Source organism: Streptomyces sp. CB02261 (genome assembly GCF_001905665.1).
Taxonomy (GTDB): Bacteria; Actinomycetota; Actinomycetes; order Streptomycetales; family Streptomycetaceae; genus Streptomyces.
Genome location: NZ_LIVX01000005.1, coordinates 485,623 through 503,550, shown reverse-complemented (window position 1 = coordinate 503,550; position 17,928 = coordinate 485,623). Strand labels below are relative to the sequence as shown.

Genomic DNA, 17,928 nt, shown 5'->3' with positions numbered 1-17,928 from the left:
CCCGCTGCCGTAGCGGCACCGCACGGTTGCCGGTCAGGGAGTAGGACTGTCAGGGGCGGGGGCCGAGCGCGGTGCCACCGCATCCTGTTCGGTCAGATGGCTGCCCATGGTGCCGTTCAGGTCGGCCATGAACGCTTCGAACTGTTCCAGTAGCCGCAGCGGATAGTGCGACATCGTGGCATCGAGGCGGCTCGCGAGCGGACCGAAGAACTCGTCCGCCCGTTCCTGGATGTGCCCGCCACTGCGCAGCGTCACGATGCGCCGGTCGGAGTGCTCGCGGGCACGGGTGATGTGCCCTGCCGCTTCGAGGCGGTTCAGCAGCGCGGTCGTGGCGCCCGTGGACAGGGAGATCCGCTCGCTCAACCGCGCCGGCGACAAGGGGGTGCCACGCTCCTCGGCGGCAGCGATCTCCAGGACCGCGGTCGCGTCGGTGGAGTGCAGACCCAGCCAGGCGGCGAAGCGTCGGCTGAGCTCGGCGTAGTGGCCGCCATAGATCCGCAGCGACTCCATCAGCCGCTCACGCTGCTCCGCCACACCGTCGCGCACGACGTCGTCCATGCCGGCTCTTCACCCTTCTCTCCTGTTGTTTCAGAGCGGTCGACCCACTTTGACAACCTACCTGCAACGACTTTACCTTCATGATGGAATTACTTCACCATGGAGGTATCTGACGTGCGTGCCCCCTCCCCCACCGACGGGACGACCGAGCCGTACCGGTGGCGTTGGCTGATCCTGGCGGTGATGATCGTCGCGGAGATCATGGACCTCCTGGACGCCTCGATCGTCAACGTCGCCGGGCCGGACCTGGAGAAATCCCTGGGTGCCGGTTCCGTCGGACTGCAGTGGGTGATCGGCGGTTACTCACTCACCCTCGGCGCAGGACTCGTGCTCGGCGGACGGCTCGGCGACCGCTACGGGCGACGCCGGATGTTCCTGATCGGCCTTGCGGCCTTCACCGCCAGCTCGCTGCTGTGCGCGATCGCGCCCACCATCGGGGCGCTGATCGCCTTTCGCCTGCTGCAGGGCACCGCCGGAGCGATGCTGCTGCCCCAGGGCCTCGGCCTGCTGCGGGAGAACTTCTCCGGCCCCGAGCTCACCAGGGTCTTCGCGATCTTCGGGCCCGTCCTCGGCCTGGGCGGGATCGTCGGCCCGGTCCTGGGGGGCTTCCTCATCGAGGGCGACTTCTTCGGCCTGGGCTGGCGGTCGGTGTTCCTGATCAACCTGCCCATCGGCATCGGAGCACTGATCGTCGCCGCGAAATTCGTGCCCAAAAAGGCGGGCGACCGCACCCTACGGGTCGACCTGACCGGCGCCGCCCTGGTCGTGGTGGCCTGCGCCCTGTTGGTGCTGCCGCTCAACCAGGGACAGGAGGATGGCTGGCCGCTGTGGACGTGGCTCTGCATGGCCGCCTCGGTGATCGGTTTCGCCCTCTTCGCCGTCCAGCAGCGCCGCACCGCCGCCGCGGGCCACGAGCCGTTGGTGACGCCGGGCGTGTTGCGCAAGCGTGCCTTCACCGTCGGACTCGGCGGCATCGCCCTCTTCTTCGGCGGGCTGATCGGCACCCAGCTCGTACTGACCCTGTTCCTCCAGATCGGCCAGCGCTTCACCGCCGGTGACGCGGGACTGGGCAACCTGCCCCTCGCGGTGGGCACGGCGATCGGCGGCGCGGTCAGCGGTGCGTTCCTCGCCGACAGGATCGGCCGCAAGGTGCTGCAGATCGGGCCGCTGGTCCAGCTGGCCGGCGCGGCGGTGCTGTGGTTCGAGCTCGACGGCCTCGACCCCGCCTCGTTCTCGATCTGGGACATCGTTCCCGGAACTGCGGTGGCGGGCATGGGCGCCGGCATGGTGATCGCCGCCCTGTTCAGCTTCATCCTGGCTGCGGTCGACGACGACGAGATCGGATCCGCCTCCGGCGTCCTGACCGCGGTCCAGGCGGTCGGTGGATCCGTCGGCGTCGCGATCTTCGGCTCGGTGTTCTTCGCCCAGGCCAAGACCGGTGACTTCACCACCGCTTTCCACCACGCGCTGCTCGTCCAGGCATGCCTGCTGGTGGCCTTCCTCGCGATCACCTTCCTGCTGCCCAAGAAGGGCCGCCCCGAGGAAGAGCAGCACGGCGTCACCTCCGAGACCGCTGCCGACGGCTCCGAGACCAAGCAGCACCTCGCCGTGTGAGACCTGGCAAGGGACCGTGGGCTCCACGCGGCCGCCCTGCGGACTCGAAGGAAACGGACGCCGGGCCGGCACACGGCGCGCGACGCACGGACGCCGGACCTGCACACTGAGCGCGAGATCACGAGGAATCCTCGGGGCAGCACTTCCGGCCCCGAGGCCTTCCAGTCCTCCGGCTGCGCCTGCTGTTCCATCCGCGAGACCGCCGCCGGCCGGCTCACTGGGTCCAGTACTGGGCGAGGGCGCCCTCTCGGTACGGAGCGGGGCTCACGCTCAGTTCGCCGGCGAAGGGGCGGTCGAGGACGAGGACCAGGAGCAGGCTGAAGCCGATGAGGGCGGCGACCGAAGCGACGAAGAGAAGCTGTACGCGCAGTCTGCGCATGCCGTACAGGAAGGTGAGGGGGATCAGGACGACCGCTCCGCCGAAGGCCAGAACCTGGAGCAGCGGGGGGAGTTCCTGCTCGGCCATGGTCAGGCGAGCCCTGCGCTGGGCGGCCACGTCGTTGAGATGGCTGACCGCCTCCTCGTAGAAGACTTCTTCGCGCGGGGTTTTCGGGTCGTACGCCTGAAGGACGTCGAACGCGGCCCGGAGGTGGACTTCCGTGGCCCCGTAGTCCGGCTGCCCCGCGCGCATCCGTGGCCACTGGTCCTCGACGACGGCGTGGACGTAGCCGCTCAGCGCGGCGTCCAGGTCGGCGCGGACCGGCGGCGGGAAGGCGACGGCGTCACGGGCGATGAGCGCCATGTCGGTGGCCTCCGACGCGACGACGGTCTGCGTGTTGTCCAGCTGGGTCCAGAGGGTCACGATGACGAACGCGAGAATGATCCCGTAGATGGCGCCGAACATCCCCAGCGTCACCCCGACCATGTCGTTGTGCTCGCCCCGGGCCAGCGACGGATACCGGCGACGGAGCAGTACGCTGCCGGACACGGCGACGAGGACGGTGCCGCCGACGGTGACCACGGCCAGGGTGAAGGTGCTGAGATGGTTGAGCAGCCAGAGGGACATGGGAGAAGAGCCTAGGAGGGCGACGTAGGACAGCCCCGCCTCGGATGGTGTGGCGGTCGCGGCCTGTCTTGGCCGAACTGGCGGTGGATCAGGCCCTCATCGCGCATGTGGCACGAACGTTCCTCTCGTGGAAGTCCACACCATCGAGTGAGCGCCGCCGCGAGCCTGGAGAGAAGGGCTGTCGGTTCAGCTCACCACGTCGGCGTCCTCGGTGGGGTGACGAAGCGGGCCGGGCCACGGGCAGCGGAAGACGGGCGGCAGGAGGCGTCGCTCGAGGTCGGTGCGTGCCCGGCCGTCGGTGCGGCGGCTCTCTGACGGGCGTGGTCAGCGGTGATCAGTTCGGTGGGCCCCCTCACGTTCCGGCGGTGCGGGCCGTGCTCGGGCGCTGGAGTGTCCGGGGATGCGGACGGCGAGGCTGCGGCCGTCTCCGGCTACTTCGCGTAGTTGTGGACCCCTTCCAGACGAGGAAACAAGCTGCTCAAACGGGCCCTCATCCTCTTCGTGTTCGCGGCCCTGGGCGATCCGGCATCGCGGGCCTACTACGACAAGAAGATCGTCCAGGGCAAGCACCACACCCACGCCCTGCCCTGCCTCGCCAGACGACGAGCCGACGTCCTCTTCGCCGTGCTCCGTGACGGAACCTTCCAGCCTCGACCGGCTGATCCTCAGCGGCCTCGCCGCACACAGGGCAGTCCCGCTCATCGACCGAGTCCATCACGACTGGATGACCACAGAAGTCGCACAGCCGCATGCCCTCGCCCGCTGGCCTCGGACAGACACGTCACCACTTATGCCAACCACAGTGCCACCAGACCACCTTGACCAAAGGCATAGAGGGGCACCCCCCCATTGCCGGCGGCCCGTAGGCCGCCCATCAGCGGCGATCGGCACTAGCGCGCGATCCGGCATCGATGTTCCTCAATCTCCACTGCTCAGCCGTGAGCCCACGTGACAACCTTGCGTGGCGGTAGAGCGGTCGCACACCGGCGAGGTCGCGCGGAGCTGACCGATGCTCAGCGCTCGCGCTGTCGTCAGGAGCGCGCCAGCCGGGCCACGAGATAGGGCGCGGTGACGCTGCGCCGGGTCTTCGCGACCTTGGCCGGCGGGCCCGCCGCGACCACCCTTCCGCCCGCGTCGCCGCCGCCCGGGCCGAGGTCGATGACCCAGTCGGCGGTGGCGATCGTGTCCAGGTCGTGCTCGACAAGGACGACCGTGTTGCCGGCGTCGACGAGCCGGTGCAGCTGTCGCAGCAGTAGCGCGATGTCCGAGGGGTGCAGCCCCGCCGTCGGCTCGTCGAGCAGGTAGAGCGCGTGCCCGCGGCGGGCTCGTTGCAGTTCGGTGGCCAGTTTGATGCGTTGCGCCTCACCGCCGCTGAGTTCCGTCGCGGGCTGGCCCAGCCGCAGGTACCCCAGTCCTACCTCGCGCAACGTCTCCAGACTGCGGGAGGCGGCGGGGACGGCGGACAGAAACTCGGCGGCGGCGTCGACGGACAGCGCCAGTACGTCCGCGATGTTCTTGCCGCGGTAGGCGACTTCCAGCGTTTCGGCGTTGTACCGGGCGCCTTCGCAGGTCGGGCACGGCGCGTAGGTGCCGGGCAGGAACAGCAGTTCCACCGCGACGAATCCTTCTCCCTGGCAGGTCTCGCACCGCCCCTCGGGCACGTTGAAGGAGAAACGCCCGGCCGAGTAGCCACGCGCCCTGGCCTCGTCCGTCGCCGCGTACAGCTTGCGCACCGCGTCGAACATCCCGGTGTATGTGGCCAGGTTGGACCGGGGCGTTCGGCCGATGGGCCGTTGGTCGACCCGGACCAGCCGGTCGAACGACTCGACCCCCGACGCGTCCTCGACGTCAACCTCCAGCTGCGCCTCGTCGGGCTCCTCGGGTACGAGTCCGAGGTGGCCGCGGACGACCTCGGCGAGCACCTGCGTCACCAGTGTCGACTTCCCGGATCCGGACACGCCCGTCACCGCCGTCAGTACACGGAGCGGTACGTCGACGGACACGTCGTGCAGATTGTGTCGGGAGACGCCGCGCAGGTGCAGCCAGCCGTGCGGTGTGCGCGGGCGGTGACCGAGCGGCCGGGCGCGCCCGAAGAGGTACTGGCCCGTGGCCGACTCCCCGACCCGCTCAAGACCGGCGACCGGACCGCTGTACAGCACGCGTCCGCCGCCCTCGCCCGCACCGGGACCGATGTCGACCACCCAGTCCGCCCGCCGTACCACGTCCATGTCGTGTTCCACGACGAACAGCGAGTTGCCCGCAGCCTTGAGGCGGTCCAGCACCTCCAGCAGCGGTTCCGCGTCAGCCGGATGCAGGCCCGCGGAGGGTTCGTCGAGGACGTAGACGACACCGAACAGCCCCGAGCGCAGCTGGGTGGCGATCCGCAGGCGCTGCGCCTCGCCCGGCGACAGGGTCGTCGAGCGGCGCCCGAGGCTGAGATATCCCAGGCCCAGGTCGAGCAGTACCTCGACCCGCGCGACAAGATCGCCGCAGATCCGGACCGCGACCTCGGTCGTCTCCCCCGAGCGGGCGGTCGACGTGGTGGCGTCGGCCTCGGACCGCCCCGCGACGGGCCGCAGCAGCGCCACGACCTCGGCGAGCGGCATCGCGTTGATCTCGGCGATGGAACGTCCGGCGAAGGTCACGGCGAGCGCCTCGGGCCGCAGTCCGCTGCCGTGACACGCGGGGCAGGGCACACTCCTGACGAACCGCAGCGCCCGGTCGCGCGTCTTCTCGCTCTTGGAGTCGGCGAGGACGTGCATGACGTGCTTGCGGGCGCTCCAGAACTTCCCCTGGTAGCCGTAGTCGACGCGGCCCTCCTCCGGCTCGATGTACACGGAGGGCTGCTCGTCGGTGTACAGCAGCCAGTCCCGGTCCTTCTTCCTGAGCCTGCGCCACGGCCGGTCGATGTCGATCCCCAGGCCGTTCACGACACTGCGCAGGTTGGCGCCCTGCCAGGCGCCCGGCCACGCGGCGATCGCCCCCTCGCGGATGCTCAGCGAGGGATCCGGGACGAGCAGGTCCTCGGCGACGTCGTGCACGACGCCCAGTCCGTGGCACTCCGGGCAGGCGCCGGCCGCAGTGTTGGGGGAGAACGACTCGGCTTCCAGCCGTGCGGCCCGGGGCGGATAGGTGCCGGCGCGGGAGTACAGCATGCGCAGCAGATTCGACAGCGTGGTGAGGGTTCCGACCGTCGAGCGCGAGCTGGGCGACCCGCGTCGCTGCTGCAGGGCCACGGCCGGCGGCAGTCCCGTGATCTCCTGCACGTGCGGTGCGCCGACCTGTTGCAACAGCCTTCGGGCGTACGGTGCCACGGACTCGAAGTAGCGCCGCTGGGCCTCCGCGTAGAGCGTGCCGAACGCGAGCGAGGACTTGCCCGAACCGGAGACGCCGGTGAAGGCGACCAGCGCGTCCCGCGGAACGTCCACATCGATGTTCCGCAGGTTGTTCTCGCAGGCGCCCCGGACATGCACGAAAGGGTCGGTCGCATCCTCGTTCACCGTTCCTGATTACCTGATCGCACCGCGAACCGCGCGATGGGCGCCGTCACCGGGCCCCGCTCCCGGGGAACATTCGAGAGTGCTCGACCGTGGATGCGCCGACCGGGGGCGCCGAGCTCCCGCTCGTGATGGCGCACGCAACCGTGTGGCCCGGTGGCGGGACAGGCCGCTGCACGCGGAGATCCGGCCGGACCGCCTGTGCCTGCCGGCAGGAGCCAGCGTGTCACGTGGCGTCGGCGTTACCTCTGCGGGGCATCCTGTGGCCACGTGCGATCGCTGGGCAGCCGGCGGTAGGGAGTCATGCGGGTGTCGTCTCAGGACGTTACGGTCGTGACTCTTCTGGCGGATCCGGATGCGCCGACGGAGATCGCGCAGCGCATGGATCGGATACTTCCCGATCGGCTCGCCGCCAGGTCAGGCCGGCAACGGCGGTTCGACGTCGAGGTGGTCAGTGAGCCCTTCACCGCAGGGACCGAGGACCTGTCCACCGTGACGCGCCGGATCGTGGACCGCGCATGTACGGGGAACTGGGATCTCGTCGTAGCCCTCACCGACCTTCCGCTGCACGCACACGGGCGCAAGCTCGTGGTGGATCTGAGTCACGAACACGGCTTGGCGCTGCTGTCTCTTCCCACGCTGGGGGGGGCCTCCGGCTGCAGAGCAGGGCCCGGCGGGCCGTGGAAGAGGTCGTGCTCAGCTTGTCGGGTCCGCAGGTCACCGGGTCCGAGGGGCCTCCGAGCACCAAGCCGCTGCGGGGGCCCTTCTCCGGCCGTCTCATGCCCATCCGTCCAGGACAGGCGGTGAGGAGGAGATCGCGGATCTCCGGTACGTCGTCCGTGGGCCGTACGGATACCCGAGGGTGCGCTTCGGTACGGTCCGCGCCAACCGGCCGTGGCGGCTGGTGCCGGGTCTGTCGAAAGCCCTAGCGGCCGCACTCGCCACGGGAGCGGTCGCCACTGTGAACTCCACCTTCTGGAACCTGGCCACCTCCCTGAGCACGCCACGCCTGGTGATCGCCACGGTCGGGTCCGTCGCGCTCATGATCGGCTGGCTGATCGTGGACGCGAACCTTTGGCACCGAACCGGTGAGGTCTCGCCGGAAGCGAAGAACAGGGCGGCTCTCTACAACGTGTCCACGGTGGTGCAACCGGGTCGCCGTGCGGGCCAGCGGAGCCAGCTCGGGAAAGACCGTGGTCACGTCGAACGGCCGGGGCGGAGTGGTCGGGGTGCTGTTCATGAACTCGATCTTGCCAACTGGCTATGACAAGGGAACCCGCAGCCGCCTCGGGGCAGCCATCTCTTCCGGGCGGTACATCCTGGAACGCGCGGGTGCGAAACTGCTTTGACCTGCGCCAACGCTCAGCCCCGCACTGTCCCTCACTTCACCATGCAGGACGGCTGCTCGGGAGAGCCCGACCACCGCAGCAGGTTCCCGGCTGCGGTGCGTTCGATGTCGCCGGTCCAGACATCTGGATGGTGAGCACAGCCATGTCGCCAGAAGCGTTCTTCCGGCTGCTTCTGCGACCCGACCAGCCATCCGTAGTCGGGTCCAGACCAGACACACCGCGGCCCGGCCGCCGACGGGGGTCGGGGGCCGGGCCGATAGGGGCGCGAGGTCAGAAGGGCATGTGGCCTCGAATGCGGCGGCCGGCGGAGCCACTCTTGCCGACCGCCTTCGAGCTGCTGCGGAACGGCTTGCTGAAGAGGCGGCCCAGCGGGCCGGGGGCCTTGCCGCCCGCGCGGGAGCCCAGGCCGAGGGTCTTCTGGGTGCCGCGTTCGGGGTGCTTGGAGAGGCGGGGCAGGAAGAACGCCAGAACGGCGAGTACTACGCAGACGGCGATGATTCCAGCGATCATCATGGTTGGACCCCACTTCCTCGGTGGTGCGGTGACGCTTCGTCGTGTGTGACCGCGCCTACCCGGCGAACCTTCGTTCACGCCCCGGCTGTCACGTGCTGAACGGCGCAGACGGCGTTGCGTACGCACAAGGTCGACCGATCCACCTCGAACTGTGCCCGGCATGCGACGAAAGGCGACCTGAGGCGTGAACCAGATGCACCTGTGCCCGGTCCAGAGCCAAGCGCGGTCACCCCGACCGCGGCACTGGAGACCTGCGCGTGGCCCAGGGCGGAATGGTCACGCAGGACAAGAACCGCAGCTGCGGCAGCGTTGGCGGCCCTTCACGAAGTACCCGTCAGCGTGAGGGGGGGGCGGGTGGTCTGCGACCGGTGAGGGCTGCGGCTCGATCCATGAGGGGCTCCGCGATGTCGGCGTATTCGCCGCGGGCGACCGAATGACGCAGTTCACAGAGCGCGGCGAGCTCCCCCAGTAGTCCTGCCGGGGTGGCGAGAACGCCGGCGAATTCGTGCCGCACTCGCGCGGCGACCGCGGGGACGCGCAGGCTGTGGGCCAGCAGAAGGCCCGCGTCGAAGCCGACCGGCACGCTGCCCCACCGCTCCCGGTCCATCACCGTGCGCGGGGCATGGGTGAGGTTGGCGCGGTGCAGGTCTCCGTGCCCCGTCGCACGCTCGATGCGGCCGGGGGCGTCAATGCCGAGGAAGAGGGGAAAGGAGCGGCGCATCCGGAGCGTCCGTACCGTCTCCCGCTCCGTCTGCACCCCCGCCAGGTGGTCGAGGGCGCGGTGGAGGTCGGCCCACCATCCGTCGGTGAGGTGTGGGTCGGCGATGAGTTCTGGCGTGTGCGGGGGCACGACGGGGTGGGGATGTGGGTGAGGAAGCTGGCGTCGTGGGTCCAGCCGTCCTTGTTCAAGGGGACGATGGCGTGCAGGCGTGGGCGCGGTACGGCGTCCGGGACGTTCTCGGCACGGGTGATGCCCTGAAGTGGTGAGGGAGTGCCGGCCCGGTCGTCGGGGGTGGCTTCGACGCGGAGCCAGTGGTCGGTGCCGGCGCGGGAGCTGATGGTGCGGCCGTTCCATCCCTACACGCAGGGCAGGCTGGTCGTGACGGCGAGGCGGTGGGCCGCTTCGCCGTGCGCGGCCTCCATCCGCTGTTGGGTACCGTTATCGGGGGGTCGAGTGCATCGAGGACCCTCTAGAGTCCGTGTCGGTACCAAGGGCCGGCGCAGGCGACCGCAGAGAACGGCTCGTGGGTCAGCGGCGCAGGTCGGCGTAGAGCCGTGCAGTCACACCCAGGGCCCCCAGGATTCGCCGTATCCGCGGTGTCCCGGAGGTCGCCCAGTGCCGGCCGAGTTGCTCGACGGCTGCCTGGAGGGTCTATTCGTCGGTGTCGGTGATGTCGAGAATGATCAGGCCGGGCTCGCTGACGGGGATGGGGTCAACCGGTTCCATGCCCGCCCGAAACACCCCTGGGGGGGTGGCGCAGTCGGGAGCATCGCCCGGACCACCTGGACGGGTCGAGCTCCGCGCGGATTTGACCCGACGGACGGTCCAGGCGCCAAGCCAGGCTCTCTTCATGATCTGACGAGCCGTGTCGTGACCGACCATGCGAAAGGGTCTCCCGCCCTGGTCTGCCACTTTCACAGCAGGGAATCCGCGTTCACTCAGCTGGTCAGCGTCCAGCGCTGGTTGGCGGGGCCGTGGCAGCCCCAGACGAGCAGGCGGGTGCTGTCGGTCTCCGTCGCACCGGCTAGGTCGAGGCATCGGCCGGCCCGGAAGCCGGCGGAGGTGACAGCCCGGACGCCGCAGCAGGCCCGAGCGGGTGAGCCGGTCGCAGTGGTAGGTCGCGGTACTGACGGTGATGTGGGCGAGACTCGCGGCTTCCGACACGGACGGTCGCCGGCGCGCGTGGCGCAGGAGGGCGGCGCGGACCGGTCCCAGTACGAGGTCGAGGCGGTCCTGCGCGGGCGGGGGTGCGCCTCGGTGGACCGGTGCGCGAGCCGGCCCAGCCCCGGGAGCGGGTAACCGACCCAGAGCAGGTCCGGGTCCTCCGCGCTGTACGTGCAGGCGCCGAACCCGGACGCCAGCGGGACCAGGACGAACCGGCGCCGCCACGGTCCGGTGGCGTGCTGCGGGCACGGGTGCGGCAGGTGGAGCCGGCCGTCGGCGTACCGGACGGGGGCGCCGAGGTCGTTGATGAGAGTGTCGAGCGCACCGGTGACGGAGGCGACCCCGACGCGTTCGACTTCGCGGCCCAGCAGCGCGTCCGCCTGGTGCCACAGCGGGGCGAAGGCGTCCCAGACGGCGCGCGTGAGGGTCCGGTAGGTGTCGACGAACTCCCCCGGCCGTTCGGCCACGTGCTGCCACGGCGCGGGGACGGCGCTGCCGAACCGGTGCTCCACCTCACCGAGCAGGGTGTCCGGCTCTATGCGGTCCAGCTCGTCGGTGATCGAGGTCGCGGTGCCCGTTCCGCCCCCGGTGCCGACGCCCGACGTCAGGGCGAGCGAGTCGGGTGCCCAGGGATGGCTGGAGGCGAGCAGTGCCCGCAGGGTCGCCGCGGCCGCGGGAGGTGCCGTGTCGCGGATGACGCGCCGCCACTCCGGTGGCATCCCGTGGGAGGCGTGGCCGAAGGTGTCGGCGATGACGGAGAAGAGCGTCGTGCCCGGGAGCCTGCTGACCGACAGTCGCAGGTCTTCCGTGGGGCCGACGGGCACGGTCGGTTCCTTTGGCATGGCCATCCCCCGATGGTTCCCCTGGGTGACCGGTCGTCCCCGGTCGGCTGGGAGCCTAGGGGGACGGCGCCTCCCCGGACGGGCGTTGGCCGGATGGTGGGGGAGGACGACCGAAACCCCCGCCGCGCGGGCGGCGGGGGCAGGGGGCCGGCCGGTGAGCGGTCGGACCCGGTGTGCGGTGGGGGTGATCAGCAGGCGTTGACCCAGTCGTGCGACGAGATGTTGTCGTTCATCGGCTCGCCGCCGCCGTTTCCGTTGTACGGGAAGCGGTCGTAGCGCATGTCCATCAGGTAGCTGCCGTTGCCCAGGCAGTACCAGGCCCCGCTCTGGTCGGTGTGCCAGAAGAGCCGCACGTCTTCGTAGGCGCCGGCGAAGCCGTTGTTGTGCACCGACGTCGCCTGGTTGCGCATGTTCCGGTCGGCCCAGTTGTCGCTGTCGCCGGACCAGGTCGCCTGTCGCCCGCCCTTCCACGAGTGTTCCCAGGCGTACAGGTAGCCGTCGGCCGCCGCGGTGGTGGTGCCGGCCGCCACCGCGGAACCGGCCGTCGGCGCGGTCTCGGCGTGCGCCGCTGACGGGAACAGGCCGATCGTGGCCGCAGCCAGCGCGGTGGCCATGAGGTGGGTGATGCGGTTCTTGGACACGGACTCTCCTCGTGTGATCTCGACTGTCGGTGCAGGGGTGAGCGACCCGCGCCGGTGTGCACGGGGGCCATGGGGTGGCGGACCGCCGGTCAGCGGCCCAGTACGGCACGCGCCCGCGGCAGGGCGGCGGCCCGGAGCCGCTCCACCCGCTCCACGGCGGTGCGGTGCTCACGACGGAGTTCCCGGTCGTGATGGTGGTCGAGGCGCTGGGCGACGGCCGCCAGGGCGCTGTCATGTGCGCACCGCGCTTCCTGGACGGCCACGCGCACCTCGCGGGCCCTGTCGGGAGCGCCCTTCCCGCCGAGGAAGACGTCCCTGGCCTCGCGCGGGGTCCGGTACGGGAAGCCGTGTTCGCGCATGCACGCCGACCATTCCCGTACGGCTGCGGCGAACTCGGGTTCGGCGGCGACCCGCTGCCGCCTGATGCCGCCCAGGTTGCCGACGAGGGTGTTCGCCGCGTACCAGCCGGCAACGTCTCCGTACAGGGCGCGCCAGGCCGTCACGCGGCAGCCGTTGCCGCTGTGTCCCACGACCGCGCCGCCGGGCAGTTCGGCACGCAGCCCCTGCCCGTCGGTGGTGCCGTTGAGGGCGGTCATGGCGGCGTGGCGGCGTTCCGGGGACAGGCCGCCGAGGTGCTTCCGGTTCGGGTCCTGGCGGCGGAGCGCCTCGACCCGCGGTTCGAGGACGCTGCCGTAGCCGTACCTCCCGGCCCACTGCGCGTCGTCGACGACGTACGGGAAGTCACGCGCCTCGGGCAGTGGGTTCTCGGGCTTGGCCCAGTACCGGAACCCGGCCGTCGTCATGCACCGGCGCTGGAGCTCCTGTTCCGCGTCGTGCAGCAGGCTCCGCCCAGTGGCGGTGGTGGCGGCGACGGTCCCCGCTGGTGCCGGGGCTCCGCCCTCGCCTGCCGGTGCCCCGGCGCTTACGTAGGCGGTGACGGCGAGGAGGAGGGCCGTCCCCGCAAGCGCCGTGGCCGTCGGCCGGCGTAGGCCGATCGGGCCCGGCCGTCGAGAGAACGCTCTCCTCATCACTGGTGTGCTCCTGACATACGTGGGTCACAGGGCCCGATGCCTTGCGGTCGCGAACCCGTCGCGGCCTGCCCGGTACCGAGGAGTCTCGCGGGGCGGCCCGCCGGCCCGACAGCCTTTCGAAGGCTTTCGAAACGTGCCCGCAAACGGCACCGCCGCCGCCCACGCCCGGCTGTGGACCGGTGATGGCGTGCTCGAAGCGGATGTAGCCGGTGACGGGCTCGGAGACGATCCGGGCGCGGTGGACCTTCACCCCTCGGGCGACGGTCCGCTCCACCAACGGCAGTCGCCCACTCCAGAACTCCGAGTCGTCCGCGGGCACGCTCCCGTCGCACAGGAAGGTGCCGTAGACTTCCCGCTCCTCCCCCACCACGTAGACGCCGCGCATCTCCAAGTGCAGGGCGCGATGTCGTGCGGAGTCGAGCAGCTCCTCAAAGCTGGGGACCGGCGGCTTCTGCGGCATCACACGCCTCCTTTATCTGGGCCACCATCCGGGCCGGGATACGGATGACCGTCTCATCGTCCGCCGACGGACTGTCCGCACTGCAGGCGGCCCGGGTCACCTCGTCGCCGAACTTGCCCTGCAGGACCAGTTCCGGGCCCTCGTCGGAGTCGGTGTCCACCCACACCGCCGGGCAGTTACCCACGCCCGAGTTCGGATCCGTACCGAAGAAAAGTAGCGCCGTGAGCGCGCCTCCGAAGCCAACCGGTTGGGGACAGTTGCGCATCGACCGCCCCGCGCCGGGACACCGCCGTCAAAAGGCCCTCACACGACGGCATTCGGTCCCTGCTGGACTTGATCGACTACGCCTTGGCCGATGACGACATCGCAGAGGCCACAAACCTGAACTACTGGGCCTACTGGGCCTACTGGGTCGGCACTATGAGCATGCAGCAGCCGAATGACACCTCGATGGCAGACCGCGCGCTCGCAGCATGAAGACCTGGTGATCCTGCTGCGGGGCTTGCCCCGCTGGTTGTCTCACGGGCCAGGGATGCTGTCGGTGGCGGCCGGTACGTTGCGACCATGGGTATCTATCTGGTGAGTGTCACCGCGCAGGACTGGTCGCAGCCCGGGGAGGACGGGTACGGGGACGTCGCCGTCGCGTTGAACACCGAGCTGAAGCGGCGCGGCCTGCCCCCTTACGAGCTGGGGCAGGCCGTATGGGAGGCGCCGGGCTGGTTCGAGGAGAAGGTCAGCCCGTCCATGGACGGCTTCGTGACCCTGTGCAGGACGCGGCTGACCGATGTGGAGCTGTCGACCCTCCTCGACTGGAGCGTGCTAGTGCCCTTCGCACTGGAGGAGGCGATCGTGCTCCCTGTCGGCACCGCTTTCTCCGGCGAAGAGACAGTGGTCGCCGGGGCCCCGCAGGTGCTCGCCCTGGCCGAGCGGCTCGCCGGCGCCGTCGAACTGCCTGTGGACGCGATACCGGCGGGCGAGAACCTCGCGCTGAGCTTGTGGTTTCTGGAGGGCGGGGCGGGGCGGGCCGCCCGGGCGCGGCCGGGACCGTGGGCCGAGGACCGGGACGCGGCCTTCTACGTGGCTCTCTACCTGCGCGCCGCGCAGTACTCCATGCGGTACGGCTGCCCCATGACCTACTCCTGAGCCATCACGGCGGCCGAGGATCGAGGGTCAAGGGTCGTGCCCTGGATACCTGCTATCTGCGGACCGGTCTACTCAAGGTGGCCGACCCGAGGTTCTTCGCCCACCCGGGCCGGCTCACCGGGCCTTCATACGCCCCCACCGTCCGATCCTCCAAGCACACACGGCGCCCAGAGAACTGCATCATCCGCTCGCCAGGTGCTGCGCTGTGCCTCCGTCACGAGCCCCCGCGCAGCTCAGCGTGGATCGCCGTACGAAGCCTCTTCCATCGCCGTCAGAAGTAGCTGGAATTCGGCGTCAGCGAGCGCGTGGGTCACCCTGCCGAGTTGTACGGGGCACCGGCTCACGAGGGACGCGGCGAACTGCAGCACGGCCGCCTGGCTCCTGGACGCCTCCTGGGACCACGTTGGGGTCTGCAGGAGGTGGCCGACGCCGTCCCAGTCGACCGCCGGATACCGGGCGGAGAGGTCGATCAGCGGATGGTCGACCGCGGCCGCCAGTTCCTGGTCATGGGTGAGACGCCGCAGCCAGTAACCGTCGCTGTGAGCTCCCAGCAACTTCGTCGCGGCCCGCATCGGCTCATTCACCACCCCCTCCAGCAAACTCTCAGCAAGCTCCTCCCCCGTCGCGCTGTCACTGACCACGGTCATCGACATCTCCATTCGTCGTGAAGCGAAGCCACCAAAACGGCGGCCCACGACTTCACTGTGCGCGGCGACACCGGCCAGCCTGTGGCGAACACGCCGGACAAGGCAAAGTCATGGACCGGTGGTACCAACGGCATCTTTCCGGCCGTCGCCGAGTCGACGTCCTGCCGTGCCCATCACCACGACGCCGAGTGCAAGTCCTGGACGCTGCGATTGTCCGGCTCTCCCTCGACCACCGGATCGGGGTCCAGCGGCGAGGGCAAGCTGGAGGGGGAGCACCGAAACGAGCGCGTTCGGGTGGTGTGCATCCCGACCGTCATAGCGTCATCGGCACGACCGTCTTGATCGTCTATGTCGAGGTCGGCTGAGGGCCGTGCCTCGTTCCGGTTCGTAGACCGCTCCAAGTACGGCGGATTTTAGGCTGGCGTGGGCGACTCAGGCCTATCGGAGACGGCCTGACGGCGACTGACATGGCCTTGACTCACGCTCGGCCTCTTTCACTCGAACGGATGCGGGTCGCTGTCGGGTGCAACCACCCTGCCCGGAACTGCAGTCGCGAGGGGCATGCAGATCCATGAGCAGCACCTTGCCGAACCGGGCGCGGGCGTCCTGGACGTCACCGTCGTCGACCTGGAGACGGCCTGCGTGGCGCTGGACGGGCCACGGCAGCTGTGGACGGCCTCCGGGCGTCATGCCGGTCGGCGCATGGCAGGCGAGAGCGGGCGTGCGAACCGGGTGCACGCGGCAGTGCTTCGGTGTCCAGGTCGCCGCGAGGCCCTCGCGTTCCTCGGCACCGAACAGCACCAGCAGCCAGAACACCGCAACCACGACCAGGGCCCCACTGAACGACAGCGAGGGGAAGCCGAAGGCTACGTCAAGGAACTCCCCCCATGGCTTTCCCCTGCTCCATCTCGACTTTCCGTCTCCCGTCACCGGCGGCCCGTGCCCACGCTCTCCCCGTGGAGCCATCCCCAAGCACAACCACACCTCTTGGCATTGCCGTGACCAGGCAGTCTTCGACGCCTTCTTGATGCCGATCGCGAGCGCCCATGAACGGCGTCCCAGTCTTGGTCCCCGCGCGTCAGGAACTCGTCCGCGACGCGTCAGGAACCGGGGAGGAACCGTGACGGAAAGAGAGCCTGCTGGCCATCCCGCTGGTGGGTCCCGTAAGGGAACGGGCGCGGCCGCCGTTGATCATCGTCGGTGGGGACTGACGACGAGACGGTGGTCCCTCCACGGCAAGATCCTTCACGTTCACTGTCCGCCCGCATGCCGCCGGGCACCAGTGAGCGGTCCGGACGTGCCCTCGGACCGGACCGCTCACCGTGTGCTACTCCTCGCTAGGCCGCTTGGCCCGCCGGGTGGAAGTTGATGCGTTCACGGATGACGGGGAAGCCAGCCTTGGCGAAGTTCGCGGCCATGGGGAAGTTGGCCTGGTCCGTCGCTCCGCTGACGAACTCCGCGCCCTGCTCGACGAGGAGGTGGGTGCACTCCGCGAGGAGGTCGTAGGCGTAGCCGCGACCGCGCTGCTCCGGGACGACTCCGATGAAGCCGATCGTCGGGCCGGAGGGGTTGTGGGCCGGAATGTGGATGCCGGCCAGGTCGCCCTCCGGCGTGTGTGCGATCTGCCACCACTCCCGTGGGGAGGGGCACCAGTGGAAGAAGTCGAGTTCCTCCTGGGCGGCCTGGTCGAGGCCGCCCTCCTCGATGGCCCTGAGCGCGTGGGCGTCCAGGGTGGCGGAGTGGATGCGGCGCAACGCGTCGAAAAACACGGCGTCGTCGGGTTCGGCGCTGAAGCGCAGGCGTCCGGGCCGCTCGGGCAGACCTCGCTCGGCGGTCCAGCGGTACAGGAAGCGTTCCACCAGGAGTTCGTACCCTGCGGCTCGTGCGGCGGCGAAGCGCGCCTCGGCTCCGGCGCGCAGGTAGGTCTTTTCCCGCCAGCCGCCGGGCAGGTTGATCTCGAGTTCGACCTGCCAGGGAGCGGAGCGCAGGAGTTCGGCCCCGGCCGCCTCCTCGCCCTCGGCCACGTCGAACCAGTTGATGTTGACGGGCTCCGAGTCGTCGGGGCCGCCCCACCACGCGCCGCGTGCGACGACCTCGCCGTCGCGCAGGGCGACGCGCTTCCAGTCGGGGCGGAACCGGGTACGCCGGTGGCCTTCACCGGCGCCGAGGGGGTCGGGGTGTGCGTCGAAAAGATGTGCGTCGCTCGCGGAGAGCGTGCGGATGACCGTATCGGTCATGGATTCCTCCGGGATACAGGCTGCTTGGAGCGCTCCCGGTCAGAACTGACGAAACACGCCGGGACAGCGGAAAAGGGAGCGCTGGAAAGGTGTGAACCGCACGGCACTCGCCTCCTTCCATCCATCTCAGGGCGTGAAGCCACACCGTACGTGATCTTCCGCGGATCCGTCCACGGATTTTCGCGCCTCTTGAAGGAGGGGTTCGCGGGAAGATGCAGAGCTCTCTCAAAGGCCCGCAGTTGGCGGCAATCACCTGCGGTGTCGCACGAAAGCGCCGGCCACCGCCTCGGACCCGCGAGCAACCGACCCCGTTCCCCCGCTTCTTCGGGAACGGGGGAACGGGGTACGGGGTACGGGGTCGGTTGCTACAGGTCGAGCGCGAGGAGATCAGCCCGCACGACACGCCCACACACGCCCCGGCCAACCATCAGCGGGAACGACACCGGCCTTCAGCAGAAGAAGGACACGCCTCACCGACAGATCCCAGCTCAACGCCCGCGACCTG

General features: G+C 69.9%; 16 protein-coding genes and 3 pseudogenes. 6 read left to right on the top strand and 13 right to left on the bottom strand.

From position 1 onward, the window contains the following. Nucleotides 1–33: 33 nt before the first annotated feature. A complete protein-coding gene (locus AMK29_RS19780; RefSeq protein WP_073814576.1) occupies nucleotides 34–558 on the bottom strand; it encodes a MarR family winged helix-turn-helix transcriptional regulator in 525 nt (174 codons plus the stop codon). A gap of 99 nt (nucleotides 559–657) precedes the next feature. Between AMK29_RS19780 and AMK29_RS19775 the strand changes: the two genes are divergently transcribed. Then, nucleotides 658–2,172, top strand: a complete 1,515-nt coding sequence (locus AMK29_RS19775) for an MFS transporter (RefSeq protein WP_241845521.1) — start codon at nucleotides 658–660, stop codon at nucleotides 2,170–2,172. Between the two features lie 214 nt (nucleotides 2,173–2,386). On the opposite strand, the gene AMK29_RS19770 is transcribed toward AMK29_RS19775, so the two are convergent. Continuing rightward, nucleotides 2,387–3,178 (bottom strand): bestrophin-like domain, encoded by a 792-nt coding sequence (locus AMK29_RS19770; protein ID WP_073814573.1) that lies wholly within the window; start codon nucleotides 3,176–3,178, stop codon nucleotides 2,387–2,389. Nucleotides 3,179–3,631: 453 nt separating this feature from the next. Between AMK29_RS19770 and AMK29_RS19765 the strand changes: the two are divergent. Beyond that, nucleotides 3,632–3,823: pseudogene (locus tag AMK29_RS19765) on the top strand (IS110 family transposase); the annotation flags it as partial. 386 nt (nucleotides 3,824–4,209) lie between these two features. Here the strand turns inward: AMK29_RS19765 and uvrA are convergent. Then, nucleotides 4,210–6,678: an excinuclease ABC subunit UvrA gene (gene uvrA, locus AMK29_RS19760; RefSeq protein ID WP_073814572.1), complete on the bottom strand. Its 2,469-nt coding sequence runs from the start codon at nucleotides 6,676–6,678 to the stop codon at nucleotides 4,210–4,212. A 300-nt stretch (nucleotides 6,679–6,978) separates the two neighbouring features. Between uvrA and AMK29_RS19755 the strand changes: the two are divergent. Then, nucleotides 6,979–7,831, top strand: a pseudogene (locus AMK29_RS19755) (hypothetical protein); the annotation flags it as partial. 463 nt (nucleotides 7,832–8,294) lie between these two features. Here the strand turns inward: AMK29_RS19755 and AMK29_RS19750 are convergent. The 8 genes and pseudogenes from AMK29_RS19750 to AMK29_RS19720 all read right to left on the bottom strand — a co-directional run bounded on the left by AMK29_RS19750 (nucleotide 8,295) and on the right by AMK29_RS19720 (nucleotide 13,661). Then, on the bottom strand, nucleotides 8,295–8,537 hold the full coding sequence (locus AMK29_RS19750; protein WP_073814571.1) for a DUF6411 family protein: 243 nt from the start codon (nucleotides 8,535–8,537) through the stop codon (nucleotides 8,295–8,297). Nucleotides 8,538–8,871: 334 nt separating this feature from the next. Then, nucleotides 8,872–9,387, bottom strand: coding sequence for a hypothetical protein (locus AMK29_RS37235; RefSeq protein ID WP_241845519.1), 516 nt, complete (start codon nucleotides 9,385–9,387; stop codon nucleotides 8,872–8,874). Nucleotides 9,388–9,786: 399 nt separating this feature from the next. Further along, nucleotides 9,787–9,894 (bottom strand): annotated as a pseudogene (locus AMK29_RS37665) (DUF6207 family protein); the annotation flags it as partial. Between the two features lie 302 nt (nucleotides 9,895–10,196). Continuing rightward, nucleotides 10,197–11,270, bottom strand: a complete 1,074-nt coding sequence (locus AMK29_RS19735) for an RICIN domain-containing protein (protein ID WP_143202919.1) — start codon at nucleotides 11,268–11,270, stop codon at nucleotides 10,197–10,199. Between the two features lie 182 nt (nucleotides 11,271–11,452). Beyond that, complete coding sequence (locus AMK29_RS19730; RefSeq protein ID WP_073814569.1) at nucleotides 11,453–11,905, bottom strand: hypothetical protein; 453 nt, start codon at nucleotides 11,903–11,905, stop codon at nucleotides 11,453–11,455. Nucleotides 11,906–11,994: 89 nt separating this feature from the next. Next, nucleotides 11,995–12,708, bottom strand: coding sequence for a hypothetical protein (locus AMK29_RS19725; protein WP_079196981.1), 714 nt, complete (start codon nucleotides 12,706–12,708; stop codon nucleotides 11,995–11,997). Then, on the bottom strand, nucleotides 12,647–13,321 hold the full coding sequence (locus tag AMK29_RS37805) for a DUF6879 family protein (protein ID WP_338012736.1): 675 nt from the start codon (nucleotides 13,319–13,321) through the stop codon (nucleotides 12,647–12,649). Before AMK29_RS37805 ends, AMK29_RS19725 begins: the two co-directional genes overlap by 62 nt. Before the next feature lie 43 nt (nucleotides 13,322–13,364). Next, nucleotides 13,365–13,661 (bottom strand): hypothetical protein, encoded by a 297-nt coding sequence (locus tag AMK29_RS19720; RefSeq protein WP_073814567.1) that lies wholly within the window; start codon nucleotides 13,659–13,661, stop codon nucleotides 13,365–13,367. A 68-nt stretch (nucleotides 13,662–13,729) separates the two neighbouring features. On the opposite strand from AMK29_RS19720, the gene AMK29_RS36445 reads away from it, so the two are divergent. Together AMK29_RS36445 and AMK29_RS19715 are read left to right on the top strand one after the other, a co-directional pair. Further along, entirely contained in the window at nucleotides 13,730–13,873 is a 144-nt protein-coding gene (locus AMK29_RS36445; RefSeq protein WP_158071331.1) for a hypothetical protein, read from the top strand. 87 nt (nucleotides 13,874–13,960) lie between these two features. After that, the gene (locus tag AMK29_RS19715) at nucleotides 13,961–14,539 is read left to right on the top strand and encodes a hypothetical protein (protein WP_073814566.1); all 579 of its coding nucleotides are present in this window, start codon (nucleotides 13,961–13,963) and stop codon (nucleotides 14,537–14,539) included. Between the two features lie 233 nt (nucleotides 14,540–14,772). Here the strand turns inward: AMK29_RS19715 and AMK29_RS19710 are convergent, their stop codons facing one another. Then, on the bottom strand, nucleotides 14,773–15,186 hold the full coding sequence (locus AMK29_RS19710) for a hypothetical protein (protein WP_143202917.1): 414 nt from the start codon (nucleotides 15,184–15,186) through the stop codon (nucleotides 14,773–14,775). 561 nt (nucleotides 15,187–15,747) lie between these two features. Between AMK29_RS19710 and AMK29_RS37940 the strand changes: the two genes are divergently transcribed. Next, nucleotides 15,748–16,188, top strand: a complete 441-nt coding sequence (locus AMK29_RS37940; protein WP_443334074.1) for a DUF6207 family protein — start codon at nucleotides 15,748–15,750, stop codon at nucleotides 16,186–16,188. A 335-nt stretch (nucleotides 16,189–16,523) separates the two neighbouring features. Here AMK29_RS37940 and AMK29_RS19705 read toward each other — a convergent pair whose 3' ends face one another. Next, on the bottom strand, nucleotides 16,524–17,423 hold the full coding sequence (locus tag AMK29_RS19705) for a GNAT family N-acetyltransferase (RefSeq protein WP_073814562.1): 900 nt from the start codon (nucleotides 17,421–17,423) through the stop codon (nucleotides 16,524–16,526). Between the last annotated feature and the right edge of the window lie 505 nt (nucleotides 17,424–17,928).